The sequence below is a fragment of the Oribacterium sp. P9 genome (genome assembly GCF_046365365.1).
GTDB lineage: Bacteria > Bacillota > Clostridia > Lachnospirales > Lachnospiraceae > Oribacterium.
In genome coordinates, this window is sequence record NZ_JBKEIS010000015.1 from 1 (window position 1) to 13,933 (window position 13,933).

The following is a 13,933-nucleotide window of genomic DNA, read 5'->3' on the forward strand; positions in this document are numbered from 1 at the left end:
CCTTTGTGATATCATCCTTCTAGCAACCAATCTTAAGTTGACGTTGGGTTGACGACATTGGGGTCAGACCCCATAAACTAACCGTCGAGAAGTATGGAACGATCGATGTTGTCGTGAATAATGCTCAGGCGATCGTGCCGTCTTCGCCGGTCGAGGAGACGAGCTACGACAATATGCTGAAGGCATGGCAGAGTGGCGTGATCGGTTCGTTGAACTATATGCAGGCGGCGTTCCCTTATATGAAGGAGCAGCACGAGGGCCGCATCATTAACTTCGCGTCGGCGACCGGTATGTTTGGTATCGCCGGACAGCTCGCGTATGGCTCGAACAAGGAGGCGCTGCGCGGACTGACGAAGATCGCGGCCAAGGAGTGGGGGCAGTGCGGCATCTGTGTAAACATTGTCCTCCCAGGCGCAGAATCGCCAGCCGCAAAGGCCTGGGCGGAGAAGTTCCCGGAGGAGTACGCGAAGCAGGTGAACCTGAACCCGATGAAGCGTTTCGGTGACCCGGAGAAGGATATCGCACCGGTCATCGCCTTCCTCGCCGGCCCGGATTCCTGCTATTTCTCGGGCCAGAGCGTCATCGTCGACGGTGCAAACTCGATCATGCCGTAAAGACAGGCGTGACCGTCGACGGCGCATCTTGGTCATGCTGTAAGGACGATATGCTGGCGCGGAGGGATGAAATCCATCCTGAAGTGGCGCGCCGTCGCCAGAAGGCTACGAAGACGATGCCCCGACGGAATATTTTCAGACTGCATGTGATTTCAAATTCGAAAAGTGAGCGCGTCGCAGCAGCGGCGCGCTTTTTACGGTGCGCCCATTTTCTATGACCGTTGTCGATGAAATATACACGATTCCAGAATCAAAGCGGCTGTGTCTATTTTGACTGTTGATTTTTGCTTTTCGCAGAGAAATCGGTATACACAGTTTTTGAAATAAGCCCTGCGTGTACAGTATGCTTAAAATCATAGCTTCCCCGGATATATAAGGAGCGAACGGTGGACTGATCAGTCCCCCGTTCTTTTTCAGCACGTCTTTCCGAAAAAAGAGCTAGGAGAAATGCCGCGGGTGATTTATGATTTGGTGAGAATCAGATCAGGACGAAAAGGAGCGAAGCGATGATTCATTTACGACCACATCATGGTGTCTGTCTTCTGAATTTCAGGGGTAAGGGCTACTCAGACGAGTTCAGTCGGAATATGGCGGCGATGCAGGCGCGGCTGATGGCAGAGCCGGAGACGGAGATCTGCATCACGCGGGGCGCAGATGATCTCTGCGCGAAGTGCCCGAATCGGCGTGGCGAGGGCTGTACCTCGACGCATCCGCCACTCTTTGATGAAAATGTGCTGTGCTTGACCGGATTTCAGTACGGGCAGCGGCTCACGTGGCGCGCGTTCACGGATGCGACTTGCCCGATCAGTCTGCATCGCCTGGACGAGGCCTGCCCGGACTGCCAGTGGCTCGCCCTCTGTAAGGAAATCGCCGCAGCGCGGATGGAGGAAGAACCAGCGCTGCCGGACCAGCGCCGACATGCGGGTGGTGGATGGCAAAGCGCTATGAAGAACAAGCGTTAGATGTGAACGAAGGAGAATGCAAATGACATACTATTTTCCGGCGATTATTAAGAAGACGGCGGCGGGCTACAACTTGCGTTACGTGGACCTGCAGGACTGCTTCGGTGAGGGTGGGACACTCGACGAGGCGCTGGATGAGGCACGCGAAGCGGGCGTGAATTACATCCTGACCGAGCTCGAGACGGACATGGATCTGCCGACGCGGACTCTGCTGATGGATGTCGAGACCGCCGACGGCGAGGAGAAAACCGACCTCGCGCTGGTCATGCCGCGCGACGAGCAGTACGATTCGTTCGGCTGACCGCGGCCAATGTTTCCGCCGGTAGCACAGGACCTTCGCGTGACGCCTGCGAAGCCGGAACAAAAAAGTCGCGTGGAATGGATGTTACATACGGCTTTGTTTGTGATATGATATATAGATAGTGATGACACGAGAGTTCAATGGTGGAAGAGGCGAGAGCGTAGTGGCGACGGAAAGACGACGTAGCGGAAGCGTAGAGCCGATCGGTGGAGGTGAAGATGTGAAGCAGGAGGCATTGGCCGCGGGTGCGGAAGCGGCGAGGGTGCGGAAGCGGCGGCCGGGCGGTGGCAGGAAGCGGAAGCGGCCGGACTATGATGCGGGGCGAAACCTCGAGGAGCTGATGGACGCAGCAGTGGAGCTGTACGATGCGGGGCAGTCACTGCAGGCGATCGCGGATGAGCTTGCGCTGAATCCGATCAAGGTGCGGAAGCTGCTGATCACAGCGGAGGTGTACGAATCGGAGATCGCGGAGGAGGTACGGGCGACGTTTGAGGCGTACCGGGCGCGGCAGGACTACCGGGCAGCGGTGCAGGCGACGGCGGAGGAGCTTCGGCTCTCGATTCCGTCGGTGAACTCGTACCTGCCGTATGAGAAGGGCGTGTATTTTGCGGCGACGGACAGCGTCGAGAAGATCAGCGCCGGGGCGGAGCGGCAGCGGCGTTACCGCGCGATGAAGAAGTGGCGGGCAGCGCCGACGGAGGAGAACCTCTGGGGCGTGGTGCAGGCCTACGCGGGCGCGCAGTTTAAGACCTGGTCGGGGCTCGGGTTCAGCTATCAGCTGCGGCGTGGACGGAATGGCGAGTTCACGCGGGAACTCTGGATCGATCGCCGCGCGCAGAGCAAAAGTCTTGCGTGGAGCTCGGTGATGCTGGCGCTCGGGAAGGTGTCGGGAACGAAGAAGTCAGCAGAGCTCGGCGGAATGTCAGATTCCGGGCAGCAGGCGATGCTGGCACTTGGGAAGATGCCGGATGGGCGGAATTCAGCAGAGCTCGGCGTGATGTCAGATTTCGGGAAACAGGAGCCGCAACCGCAGAAAACAACGGTGCCGGTCATCCAGCGCCCGAAGGACCTCGGCGACATCCGCGGTATCAGTTACATCTACGCGATGTTCTACCGCTTCGGTATCATCGACGTGCCGGAGAAGGTGAAAGCGAAGATGGGACGATGAGGGACTTTATAAAAATTTAATGGGGTCAGACCCCATTAAGAATTTCTGAAGCATCGTAAGGAAAAATTAAGGGGCTCTGCCCCCATAAACTCCCCCGGAGTGACGATCGACAGGGCGTTTGCATTGGAGAGCGGAAAGTGCTGGTGTAGTGAAAGCAGGACAGCCAAGGTGCTGTTATAGGAGGTGTAATGATGATGGAATATCCAGAAGCGGTGATTTTTGATTATAATGGGACGATGGTGAATGATGAGATCTACCATAACGAGGCTTGGAGTCTGTTTATGAAGCGGCATCTCGGGCGGGATCTCACGGAGGAGGAGTTCGATCGGTACATCCACGGGATTCATGCGGATGTGACGATCCGGCATTTCCTCGGGGAGGGGCTCAGCGAACAGGAGGTGAAGCAGCTCGTCGAGGAGAAGGAGGAGACCTACCGGGAGATCTGCGTTTCGCATGCAGATATCTATCAGCTACGGGACGGGCTGCCGGCGTTTCTGGACCGGTTGCAGGCCGCGGGCGTGAAGCTCGGGATCGCGACCTCGTCGCCGATCGAAAATGTCGAGTTTTATTTCCGACAGATCGACCTCGCGCGCTGGTTTACGCTCGAGCAGGTGACGTACAACGACCACAGCTTCCCAGGAAAGCCGGCGCCGGATATCTTCCTGCGCGCGGCGGAGAAGCTTCACGCAGACATCCATCGAAGCTATGTATTCGAGGATGCGAAGTCGGGGGTGCAGGCTGCAGTGGCGGCCGGTGCGGCGAAGGTCATCGCTGTGGCGGGGACGGCCGACCCGGAGGCACTTCGAGCGCTCGGCGCCGCGCAGGTGATCGAGACCTACAGGGAGCTGCTGTAAGCTTGATGCACCTGCGCCATCGGCACCTGCCTGCGCCAATGCTGTATCAAATTGGCAAAAATCTCATTTGGTGAATTTAATAGGGTCAGACCCCATAAACTTCTGTTCAGATTCTGTTTAGAAAAATTTAATGGGGTCAGACCCCATAAACTAGAGGAGGGAAAACATGCGATATAAGGCGTTTGGTAAGACGGGGCTGGAGGTTTCGGAGCTGTGTCTCGGCACCTGGGGCATCGGTGGTGCGGGCTGGGATCAGAATCCGGAGGAGACGAAGATGGATGCGATCCGGGCGTCGTTTGAGCAGGGTGTGAATATCTTCGATACGGCGCCGGCGTACAACGCGGGCGCGGCGGAGCGGATCCTGGGCGAGACACTCGAGAAGATGGGCGTTCGGAAGGATGTGATCCTGTCGACGAAGTGTGGCAATGACTTCGTGAACGGGCAGTACGTGCATTGCGGTAAGCGCGACCACATCCTCGCACAGTGCGACGCGTCGCTTCGAAACCTCCGGACCGACTATATCGACCTGTACATCCTGCATTGGCCGCAGGACGATGCGACACCGGAGGAGACGCTCGGAGCAATGATGGAGCTCAAAAAGGCGGGCAAGGTCCGTTTCCTCGGTCTCTCCAACCACAGTGTGGCGCAGATGGAGGAGGCCGCGAAGTATGCGGACATCGATTTTATCCAGGTGCAGTATTCCATGCTGGAGCGCGAGCGTGAGGTGGAGATGAAGTACGCAGAGGCACACGGCATGGCGACGATGGGCTATGGCGTCCTCGGCGGAGGTTTACTCACCGGACGTTACCGCGAGCTCCGGACCTATGAAACCATGGACAGCCGGAACCGCTTCTACAAGTTCTTCCGCGAGCCGGGCTGGAGCAAGGCGCAGCAGCTTCTCGGCGTGATGGATGAGATCTCCGCTGCCCGCGGCGGCGTGCCGCTCTCGGAGATCGCCGTGAACTGGGCGCTTCAGAAGTCCTTCCTCACGACGGCCCTTTTCGGCACACAGCACCGCGCCCGCGTGATCGAGAACTGCCACGCCCTCGACTGGACACTCAGCGACGCCGATATCGCGAAGCTCGACCAGGCGCTGGTGGAGTTCGGGATCTGAATCGAACCATTGTGCAGACAGGGCCCAGAGGGGCGCTGCATGTATTGACCGAATCCATCCTTACGCGCAGCCACCTGTTTCGAGGCCGCCTGCATTGGCCAAAGCCAAACGAAAATATGTCGATTCTGTGAAGCCTGTGCCGAAAAAATGGCGAAAACAGCCCCTGAAAAAAATTCAAATTTGGTGAATCTTCAAGCCGAAAAAGGACTACCATAATGGCGTTACAGATAGTTGTCTGTGCACCGTATCACCACGGCCCTTACATCCTGTAAGAGCAGAAATCTTTCGCGGGAAATTTGCCGGGGATGTTACGATGTTTCTGCCGCGCCCACTGTGGACGTGGATAACATTTTCAGTGGCAGAGGCCACAGGAGGTAGTTATGGAGACATTAGAGGCGAAGACAAGAGATCTGAGCGTCAAGGGAAAGAAGCTTAGAAGAGAAGGCTATGCGACCGGTTCGATCAGTGGTAAGGCAATGAAGGAGTCCCTCGCGATCATCATGACGCAGAAGGATCTCGGCATGTTCTTCCAGGATCATCATGTCGGCTCCGAGGCAGAGCTTTCGGTCGATGGTACGAAGTATTCCGTTCTGATCAAGAGCGTGGATTTCGATGCGATGAAGCATCAGTATATTGATGTTACATTCCAGCAGCTGCTGAACGATGAGAAGATCCACTCGAAGGCAGTCATCGAGTTTATCAATGCAGAGAAGGCGCAGGGCTTCCTGACGAAGACCTGTGAGGAGGTCGAGTTCGTCGGCTATCCGAAGGACCTCGTCGATCATATCGTGATCGATCTCGCGAAGTATCCGGTCGGCACGAGACTGACCGTCGGTGATCTCGACATCGCGAAGGAAGGTAAGCTCGAGATCAAGACACCGCTCACCGATACCGTGCTTCATGTAACCGCACATCAGCATGGCAAGGCAGCTGAGGTCGATGAGCCAGAGGCACCGGCAGAGAAGGCGCTGGTAACACCGGCTACGAAGGAAGCCGCTGCACTCGCTGCGAAGGAAAATAAATAATTCCGTTAAGGATGCGGAGCCGGAGGGAGACCTCCGGCTCTTTTTTTGATCATTTCCGGCGTGTGTTTTGACATGTGATTTGTAGTTTTATAGTACGGAATCTGCTAGAATATCCCCTGTGGACGCAGGACGCCCACGCGAAATTTCTCATCTTAAGAATTTCGTAAGGGGGTCAGACCCCATAAACTTTAACTTTAGATTTTGTTTAGAAAAATTTAATGGGGTCAGACCCCATAAACTGCCAGGCAGGTGATGTATGGAACTTAAGAATCAGAACACAACACAAAAAGACTTCAAAAACTGGTCGGAACTCCGGATTTTTCTCTCGTATTTCCGACCGCACCGGAAGCTGTTTTACCTCGACATGGTGAGTGCGCTGGCGATCGCGGTGATCGATCTCGCCTTTCCAGCGGTGTCGCGCTGGTGCATGTACACGCTGCTGCCGGCGAACGCCTGGCGCACCTTCTGGACGGTGATGGCCGTCGTGACCGCCGCCTACGTGCTGCGTTCCGTGTTTTACTACGTGATCACGTACTGGGGCCACAACTTCGGCGCGCGCGTCGAGGCCGACATCCGCCGCGACCTGTTCCGGCACATCCAGGAGCTGAACTACAGCTTCTTCGACCATAACCGCGTCGGCCAGCTCATGAGCCGCCTCACGACGGACCTCTTCGACGTGACAGAGATGGCGCACCACGCCCCGGAGGACATCTTCATCAGCTCGGTGACGATCCTCGGCGCGCTCGTCATCATGTTCACCATCCAGTGGCGGCTCGCACTCGTGCTGACGCTCATGCTGCCGATCTTCCTGTCGGTGGTGCTGCGCTGCCGTTTCCACATGCGCGACGCCTCGCGCAAGGTGAAGTCAACGGTTTCCCTGATCAACACCGAGTTCGAGTCGGGTCTGTCCGGCATCCGGACGGCGAAGGCCTTCGCGAACGAGGGGGAGGAGCTCGAGAAGTTTGAGAAGGCCAATGCAGGCTACCGGAGCGCGAAGTTCGGGTTCCACCGCGCGATGGCGGAATTTCATTCGACGATGGAGTTCTGCCTCTGCATGATGTCCGTGGTGGTCATCGCGGTCGGTGGCGCCCTCATCATGAACGACCAGCTCACCGTCATTGACCTCATCGCGTTCAGCATGTATGTGTCGGCCTTCGTGAATCCGATCCGGAAGCTCGCGAATACCACGGAGGTGATCGCGAACGGCACGGCGGGGCTGCATCGCTTCGTGGAGCTGATGCGGACCGAGCCGGAGCTCCAGGACAGCCCGGGCGCGCTTGCGCTGGAGGACGTGCAGGGTGAGATCCGCGTCGATCACGTGTCCTTCGCGTACCAGAAGGGGCAGGGCATCCTGCACGACGTGTCGCTCGACATCCGGCCGGGTGAGACCGTGGCCTTCGTCGGTTCCTCCGGCGGCGGCAAGACGACGCTCAGCCAGCTGATTCCGCGTTTCTACGATGTCACGGACGGCGCGATCTACCTCGACGGGCACGATGTCCGCATGGTGACGCAGGAGTCCCTGCACCAGAACATCGGCGTCGTTTCGCAGGATGTGTTCCTGTTCGCCGGCAGCATTGCCGACAATATCCGCTACGGTCGTCTCGATGCGACGATGGAAGAGGTGATGCTTGCGGCTGCGAAGGCAGAGATTGCGGACGACATCGCAGCGATGCCGGACGGCTATCAAACCAATGTCGGCGAGCGGGGTGTCCTGCTCTCCGGTGGTCAGAAGCAGCGGATCTCCATCGCGCGGATCTTCCTGAAGAACCCGCCGGTCCTGATCCTCGACGAGGCGACCTCCGCGCTCGACAGTGTGACCGAGGCCCGCATCCAGGCGACCTTCGAGAAGCTCTCGCAGGGCCGCACCACGATCGTCATCGCGCACCGCCTCGCGACCGTGAAGAACGCGGACCGCATCGCCGTCATCGACGACGGCCGCATCATCGAGCTCGGCAGCCACGACGAGCTCATGGCCCGGAACGGCGCCTACGCCGCCCTGGTGCGCACCCAGGAACTCAAGTCTTAAGAATTTCGTAAGGGGGTCTGACCCCATTAAATTTTTATAAACTAAATCTAAACAAAAGTTTATGGGGTCAGACCCCATTAAGTTTAAAGAGGAGAGAAAGATGCAATTATTTGATGGACGGCCGGCGACGGCGGAGGGGCGTGAGCCGAAGGAGATGCGTGTGTATGATCTGCTCGATTCGCTGGGGATCTCGTACCAGCGGACAGATCATGCGCCGGCGACGACGATGGAGGTGTGCGAGGTGATCGACGCGGCGCTCGGCTGCCTGATCTGCAAGAATCTGTTTCTCTGCAACCGCCAGCAGACGGAGTTTTACCTGCTGATGATGCCGGGCGACAAGGTCTTCAAGACGAAGGAGCTGTCGCACCAGATCGGCTCCGCGCGCCTGAGCTTCGCGAAGGAGGAGCAGATGATGGAGTTCCTCGAGATCCACCCGGGCGCAGTGAGCATCATGGGCCTCATGAACGACACGGAGAATCACGTGCAGCTGCTGGTTGACGAGGACGTCCTGAAGGGCGAGTATGTCGGCTGCCACCCGTGCGTGAACACCTCGTCGCTGAAGCTCCGAACCGCGGACGTCTTCGGGAAGTACCTCGAGGCCGTGCACCACGATTACCGCGTGGTGAAGCTGGTCGGCGAGGCGTGACCGCGATGCCCGCACGGGGTCAGACCCCTGTCCGCATAGATTTTTTACATGGAGGTAAGATATGAAGGTTTTAATGCTGAATGGAAGTCCGAAGGCAGATGGGAATACGAATCGTGCGCTCACGGAGATCGGTGAGCAGCTGAAGAAGGAGAGCATCGATTATGAGATCTTCCAGATCGGCGGGCAGGCGATCCGGGACTGCATCGGCTGTGGCCAGTGCACGGAGAAGGGCTGTGTGTTTGATGATGACGTGACGAATGCCTTCATCGCGAAGGCACAGGAAGCGGATGGCTTCATCTTCGGCACACCGGTGTACTATGCGCACCCGAGCGGCCGCATCCAGTCGCTGCTCGACCGCGCATTCTATGCCGGCGGCACAGCCTTCGCGTTCAAGCCGGGCGCAGCAGTCGCTGTAGCGAGACGTGCCGGCACGACTGCCTCCGTCGATGTGCTCGAGAAGTACTTCGGCATCAACAACATGCCGACCGTGCCATCCACCTACTGGAATGTCGCGCATGGCCGTGTGCCGGGTGAAGCCGGACAGGACCTCGAGGGTATGCAGACTATGCGGAACCTCGCCCGCAATATGGCGTGGATGCTGAAGTGCATCGAGGCGGGACGGAAGGCGGGCATCGACCACCCGGAGGTGGAGAAGAGTGCACGCACGAACTTTATCCGCTGAAAAAACCACTTGCATATAGTATAGACTTATGGTAGTGTTACCACATTGTTTCACCCGTTGAAGTGTTAGGAATCGCAAGAAACCGAACATGGAGGGCGCTTTGGAGAATTCCATTCAGTTGGATGCCGAAGGTGTAAGGTGCGCATGCGCCGAATCTCTCAGGCAAAAGAACGAAGCTGCAAGTGAAATCATCGTGTGTACAATGTCGTACACGTATTTGTATTTGCGTAGAAGTTCTTGAGCCTGCCGGAAACGGAAGGCTCTTTTTTTTCGCGAGAAACGAGCCAAAGCCCATGCTTGCATGGGGCCGGGCACCAGACCGCGATACCATCTTTCAATTCTCCGAAGTGACAGCACATCATGATTTTCAGGGGGTTCTACATTATGCTGCTATCACTTGTCCAGACGATCAATTCCTATCTGTCCGACTATGTTCTCGTGATCCTGCTTCTCGGCGTGGGTCTCTGGTACTCCATCCGGACCGGCTTCGTCCAGATCCGCTACTTCGGCTATGGGATGAAGAAGACCTTCGGTGAGCTGAGTCTCTCCGGTAAGAAACACGCCGCCGGCATGTCCTCCTTCCAGGCCCTCGCGACCGCCATCGCGGCACAGGTCGGCACCGGCAACATCGTCGGCGCGAGTGGTGCGATCCTCACCGGCGGCCCGGGTGCGATCTTCTGGATGTGGGTCATCGCCTTCTTCGGCATGGCCACCATCTACGCGGAGGCGATCCTCGCGCAGGAGACGAGAGTGGTCCGTGAGGACGGCAGTATCCACGGCGGCCCGGTCTACTACATCACGACCGCATTCCGCGGTCACTTCGGCCAGTTCCTCGCTCGCTTCTTCGCGGTGGCGATCATCCTCGCGCTCGGCTTCTTCGGCTGCATGGTGCAGTCCAACTCGATCGGCTCGACGATCAGTACCGCCTTCGGTGTGCCGTCGTGGATCGTCGGCATTGCCCTCGTGATCTTCTGCGGTGCCATCTTCCTCGGCGACGTCAAGCGCCTCGCGTCCGTGACCGAGAAGGTCGTGCCGGTGATGGCGCTCGTGTTCCTGATCGGCGGCCTCGCGGTGCTCGTGCTGCGCATCCAGTATCTGCCGGCGACCTTCGCGATGATTTTCCGCTACGCCTTCCAGCCGCAGGCCATCATCGGCGGTGGCTTCGGCTATGCCCTGAAGACTGCGGTTAGCCAGGGGGCGAAGCGCGGTCTCTTCTCGAACGAGGCCGGTATGGGTTCGACCCCGCATGCGCATGCGCTGGCCAATGTCTCCTGCCCGCATGAGCAGGGTGTGGTCGCGATGGTCGGTGTTTTCATCGACACCTATGTGGTGCTGACCCTCAATGCGCTGGTCATCATCTCGACGATGTATACGAGTGACGGTATCCTCGCGGGCGGTGTGATTCCGGAGACCATCGGCAAGGCCAATCTCGCGCAGACCGCCTTCGGCACCGTCTTCGGCGAGCGCCTCGGTGCGATGTTCGTCGCCATCTGCCTCTTTTTCTTCGCCTTCTCGACGATCCTCAGCTGGAATCTCTTCGGAAAGATCAACGTGATCTGGCTCTTCGGCGACCGCGGCAGCCGCGTCTACACCCTGATCGCCCTCGTCTTCATCTTCCTCGGCACCCTGACCTCGAGTGACCTTGTGTGGGAGTTCTCCGACATGTTCAACCAGCTCATGGTCGTGCCGAACGTCATCGCCCTGTTCGCCCTCACCGCCCTCGTCGTGAAGAACGTGAACGCCGCGAAGTCCTCATCTTAAGAATTTCGTAAGGGGGTCTGACCCCATTAAATTTTTCTAAACAGAATCTAAACAGAAGTTTATGGGGTCAGACCCCATAAACTGCAGGCCTTAAGTGGTTCATGGCTACTATTAAATTTGTGCAAAATTCACTGATTTGTAAGAAAAAATGCGCAAACGAAGAACATTTTTCCTTCTATCTATGATAGATTAATAGTAGAGAGCAGGTGGCGGGCAGCGCGTGGCCATCCTGCGGGTGTTCGTGATTTAAAGAGTGAGAAACGACTGGGGATGTCGTATATTCCCGGCTATTTCGTCGTATCTGTAATTCTCGTCTGGAAAGGAGGCGTGTGATGCATAGAAAAGAGCATGAGAAGTTCAGCGCAGGCGATGTGAGAAGAGTGAGCGAGGGTCGGTGTTCGAGCCGGAAGCTCCCTGCCGGCTGCTTCCTGAGGCTGTGCCTCTTCAGCACACTTCTTCTCCTTATGTTTCTGACGGGCTGCGGGAAGAAGCCGGCGCAGGCGGGGCCGAAGCCATCCGGCGGCACTACGTCGAAGGTGGAGAGCACGGACAAATCAACGTCGGCGCTCCCGGAGGACATCGACTTCACGGCGCTCGACGAGGATAAGAAGGAGCAGCTGCTGAAGACGCTCGTGCAGGACAGCTACACCTTCGAGGGCGAGGTGAGCGACGGCCCGGCGGATCGGACCGATGTTTCTTATCATGTGCCGAAGATCTGCTCCGACAGCGCCGGCGCGAAGGAAATCAACCAGGCGATCGCGGCGGCATGCGAGGATGTGACGAGCCAGAAGGAGGACGACTACGTGGGCTGGATCGAGGTCGACTACGACAGCTACCTGAACGGCGACACGCTGAGCCTCGTCCTCACGAAGAGCAGCAACCTCGACGATTATACCGAGTATTACGCGTACAACCTGAACCTCACGGACGGCACGCGCATGTCGGCGAAGGAGCTCGCGCAGCTGCTGGTGCGTGGTGTGCCGACCGATGCAGACGATTTCGACGATTTTGACGATGACGAGGACGACGCACCGCTGACCCTCGAGCTGCAGAGCGGCGAAACCGTTGAGGCCGCACTTCTTCGTGTGATCCGAAGGGCCGCTGCCTACGAGTTCGACCAGTCCGTGCGCTATATGTACGATTCCGATTATTACAGCAGCGCGGGCGAGGCCGAACGCCAGAGCCTCTACGCCGAGTTCATGAAGTACCGCATGCAGACCCTCGCGGACGACAACATCACGTCGGACCTCCCGATGTATCTGGACGACGACGGCGAGCTCGTGGTCGCGGTGCCGGTCCACGTGATGGCGGGCGGCGGTCTCTACAACTGCGAGCTTAAGCCAATGCAGACGATCTATCAGTATGATGCTGCTTCGGGTCGTGTTCTCTCCGGAGAGGACTGGGAAGACAGGCTTGAAGATGCACGCGAGGCGGGTACGAGTGGGGACGTGATGAACGCGGAGCGTCATGATCTGAAGCTCAGCTTCGACGATGCGCTTTTCGTCAACTACGAGGATGGCCGCATGACCGTCCGCATCGAGCAGAATGAGTGGACCGAGGCTGCGTTCGGGGTCGGAAGCATTGACTATGGCAAGGAGTATGAGGTCGACGGCGTCTATAAGGATTACGTGAGCGCAGAGCTGCTGACCATCATGCACGGCGAGCATGTCGTGCCGACCTTCGTCTCGAACGACGGCATGATCGCTTACCTCGATCTCTACCACGGCGCGTGGGGCGGCCACTTCTGCCTGACCGAGCCGGCCTGCGGGATCGTGAATGTCGAAGCGATCGGGGAGGGCAATGCAGGCGAAATCGCAGCAGCACTTGAGAAGAACATGTTTGGGAGCAGCGACACGTTCAGCCGTACGGTGATGGGCCTCTACGAGAACGAGGGCTGCACGACGGAGACGAGCTTCGATACCGATGCCGGCACGAGCTACACGGATAGCTTCTACCTCGGTTTCGATCCGAACGATCCGTCGAAGTTCCTGTATCAGGATGCGTGTGTGGACGCGGAAATCTATCTGAATTATGAGGGCCGCTGCACCTGGCTCGGCATGAATGGGCAGGGCCTCGTGTTCTGCGTCGAGTTCTATGATGAGGACCTCGGGCAGATGCACTACAGCAGCTTCCAGATCCGCCGCGTGGAGGAACTGAATGAGAAGACCGACGAGTGGTATGAGTACATGCGTTACCAGCACCTCGGCGGCTATGACCTCTTCGGCAGCGACGACGAAGTGCGCGAGCTCAGCCTCGCGATGGGGGATGCAACGGCTGCGGATGCAGCAGAAAAGGAGGAAAGTATGAGCACTGGAAATCTGGCAGTTACGGGAACCTTTGTAGATGGTGGGATGCTGAGTGCGGCGGACCGCGCGGCGATGATCGTGCTTGAGAACGATGCATACAGCCAGTTTGCGAAGCTGACAGCGACCGAGACACTGACCGACGTTCGTATCTACACACTGGAAATGGATTTTGAGGCGGGATCCGACGATATCTACTTCCATGGCACCGAGAAGAGCAGTATACCGAAGCTCGCAGCCGGTCAGTCGATCTACCTGCAGCTTTCCTTCCCAGGCGATACACCGCACCACGGTATTTCCTTCGTGGATGCGAACGGCACACCACGCTGCTTCTCGATGATGATGAGCGGGTTTGATGGAAGCCTCGCACTGAGCGAAGAAAAGGCCTTTACGTAAGCGCGATATCGGAGCTCTTTTTGCAGAACAGGCCTGCGCAGGCTCTGTGACATTAGTTTTTCTGAATTTGACGCAATACCG

Annotated in this window: 12 protein-coding genes and 1 riboswitch; all 12 genes read left to right on the forward strand. The window is 57.7% G+C overall.

Annotated features, from left to right (window positions below):
* The first annotated feature begins 56 nt into the window (after positions 1-56).
* The 12 genes from ACK8P7_RS08705 to ACK8P7_RS08760 all read left to right on the forward strand — a co-directional run bounded on the left by ACK8P7_RS08705 (position 57) and on the right by ACK8P7_RS08760 (position 13,852).
* Positions 57-614 carry an SDR family NAD(P)-dependent oxidoreductase gene (locus ACK8P7_RS08705; RefSeq protein ID WP_410043859.1) on the forward strand — a complete coding sequence of 186 codons (558 nt, stop codon included), beginning with the start codon at positions 57-59 and terminating at the stop codon, positions 612-614.
* Positions 615-1,120: 506 nt separating this feature from the next.
* On the forward strand, positions 1,121-1,576 hold the full coding sequence (locus tag ACK8P7_RS08710; RefSeq protein ID WP_410043821.1) for a DUF1284 domain-containing protein: 456 nt from the start codon (positions 1,121-1,123) through the stop codon (positions 1,574-1,576).
* Between the two features lie 22 nt (positions 1,577-1,598).
* Positions 1,599-1,877 carry an antitoxin HicB gene (locus tag ACK8P7_RS08715; protein WP_410043822.1) on the forward strand — a complete coding sequence of 93 codons (279 nt, stop codon included), beginning with the start codon at positions 1,599-1,601 and terminating at the stop codon, positions 1,875-1,877.
* Positions 1,878-2,040: 163 nt separating this feature from the next.
* A complete protein-coding gene (locus ACK8P7_RS08720) occupies positions 2,041-3,045 on the forward strand; it encodes a hypothetical protein (protein WP_410043823.1) in 1,005 nt (334 codons plus the stop codon).
* Between the two features lie 191 nt (positions 3,046-3,236).
* Positions 3,237-3,899: an HAD family hydrolase gene (locus tag ACK8P7_RS08725; protein ID WP_410043824.1), complete on the forward strand. Its 663-nt coding sequence runs from the start codon at positions 3,237-3,239 to the stop codon at positions 3,897-3,899.
* Positions 3,900-4,065: 166 nt separating this feature from the next.
* Positions 4,066-5,013: an aldo/keto reductase gene (locus ACK8P7_RS08730; protein ID WP_410043825.1), complete on the forward strand. Its 948-nt coding sequence runs from the start codon at positions 4,066-4,068 to the stop codon at positions 5,011-5,013.
* 380 nt (positions 5,014-5,393) lie between these two features.
* A complete protein-coding gene (locus ACK8P7_RS08735; protein ID WP_410043826.1) occupies positions 5,394-6,038 on the forward strand; it encodes a hypothetical protein in 645 nt (214 codons plus the stop codon).
* Between the two features lie 256 nt (positions 6,039-6,294).
* The gene (locus ACK8P7_RS08740; protein WP_410043827.1) at positions 6,295-8,064 is read left to right on the forward strand and encodes an ABC transporter ATP-binding protein; all 1,770 of its coding nucleotides are present in this window, start codon (positions 6,295-6,297) and stop codon (positions 8,062-8,064) included.
* Between the two features lie 100 nt (positions 8,065-8,164).
* Positions 8,165-8,710, forward strand: coding sequence for a prolyl-tRNA synthetase associated domain-containing protein (locus ACK8P7_RS08745; protein WP_410043828.1), 546 nt, complete (start codon positions 8,165-8,167; stop codon positions 8,708-8,710).
* A gap of 61 nt (positions 8,711-8,771) precedes the next feature.
* Positions 8,772-9,392, forward strand: a complete 621-nt coding sequence (locus ACK8P7_RS08750; protein ID WP_410043829.1) for a flavodoxin family protein — start codon at positions 8,772-8,774, stop codon at positions 9,390-9,392.
* Between the two features lie 90 nt (positions 9,393-9,482).
* A riboswitch (glycine riboswitch) is annotated at positions 9,483-9,576 on the forward strand.
* A 203-nt stretch (positions 9,577-9,779) separates the two neighbouring features.
* Positions 9,780-11,153 (forward strand): alanine/glycine:cation symporter family protein, encoded by a 1,374-nt coding sequence (locus ACK8P7_RS08755; RefSeq protein WP_410043860.1) that lies wholly within the window; start codon positions 9,780-9,782, stop codon positions 11,151-11,153.
* A gap of 332 nt (positions 11,154-11,485) precedes the next feature.
* On the forward strand, positions 11,486-13,852 hold the full coding sequence (locus ACK8P7_RS08760) for a hypothetical protein (protein ID WP_410043830.1): 2,367 nt from the start codon (positions 11,486-11,488) through the stop codon (positions 13,850-13,852).
* Positions 13,853-13,933: the final 81 nt, after the last annotated feature.

What these genes read in the sequence shown, in the direction of transcription:
- ACK8P7_RS08725 (WP_410043824.1), top strand. Translation starts at nt 3,237, where the DNA reads ATGATGGAATATCCAGAAGCGGTGATTTTTGATTATAATGGGACGATG.
- ACK8P7_RS08715 (WP_410043822.1), top strand. Translation starts at nt 1,599, where the DNA reads ATGACATACTATTTTCCGGCGATTATTAAGAAGACGGCGGCGGGCTAC.
- ACK8P7_RS08735 (WP_410043826.1), top strand. Translation starts at nt 5,394, where the DNA reads ATGGAGACATTAGAGGCGAAGACAAGAGATCTGAGCGTCAAGGGAAAG.
- ACK8P7_RS08750 (WP_410043829.1), top strand. Translation starts at nt 8,772, where the DNA reads ATGAAGGTTTTAATGCTGAATGGAAGTCCGAAGGCAGATGGGAATACG.
- ACK8P7_RS08760 (WP_410043830.1), top strand. Translation starts at nt 11,486, where the DNA reads ATGCATAGAAAAGAGCATGAGAAGTTCAGCGCAGGCGATGTGAGAAGA.
- ACK8P7_RS08740 (WP_410043827.1), top strand. Translation starts at nt 6,295, where the DNA reads ATGGAACTTAAGAATCAGAACACAACACAAAAAGACTTCAAAAACTGG.
- ACK8P7_RS08730 (WP_410043825.1), top strand. Translation starts at nt 4,066, where the DNA reads ATGCGATATAAGGCGTTTGGTAAGACGGGGCTGGAGGTTTCGGAGCTG.
- ACK8P7_RS08710 (WP_410043821.1), top strand. Translation starts at nt 1,121, where the DNA reads ATGATTCATTTACGACCACATCATGGTGTCTGTCTTCTGAATTTCAGG.
- ACK8P7_RS08745 (WP_410043828.1), top strand. Translation starts at nt 8,165, where the DNA reads ATGCAATTATTTGATGGACGGCCGGCGACGGCGGAGGGGCGTGAGCCG.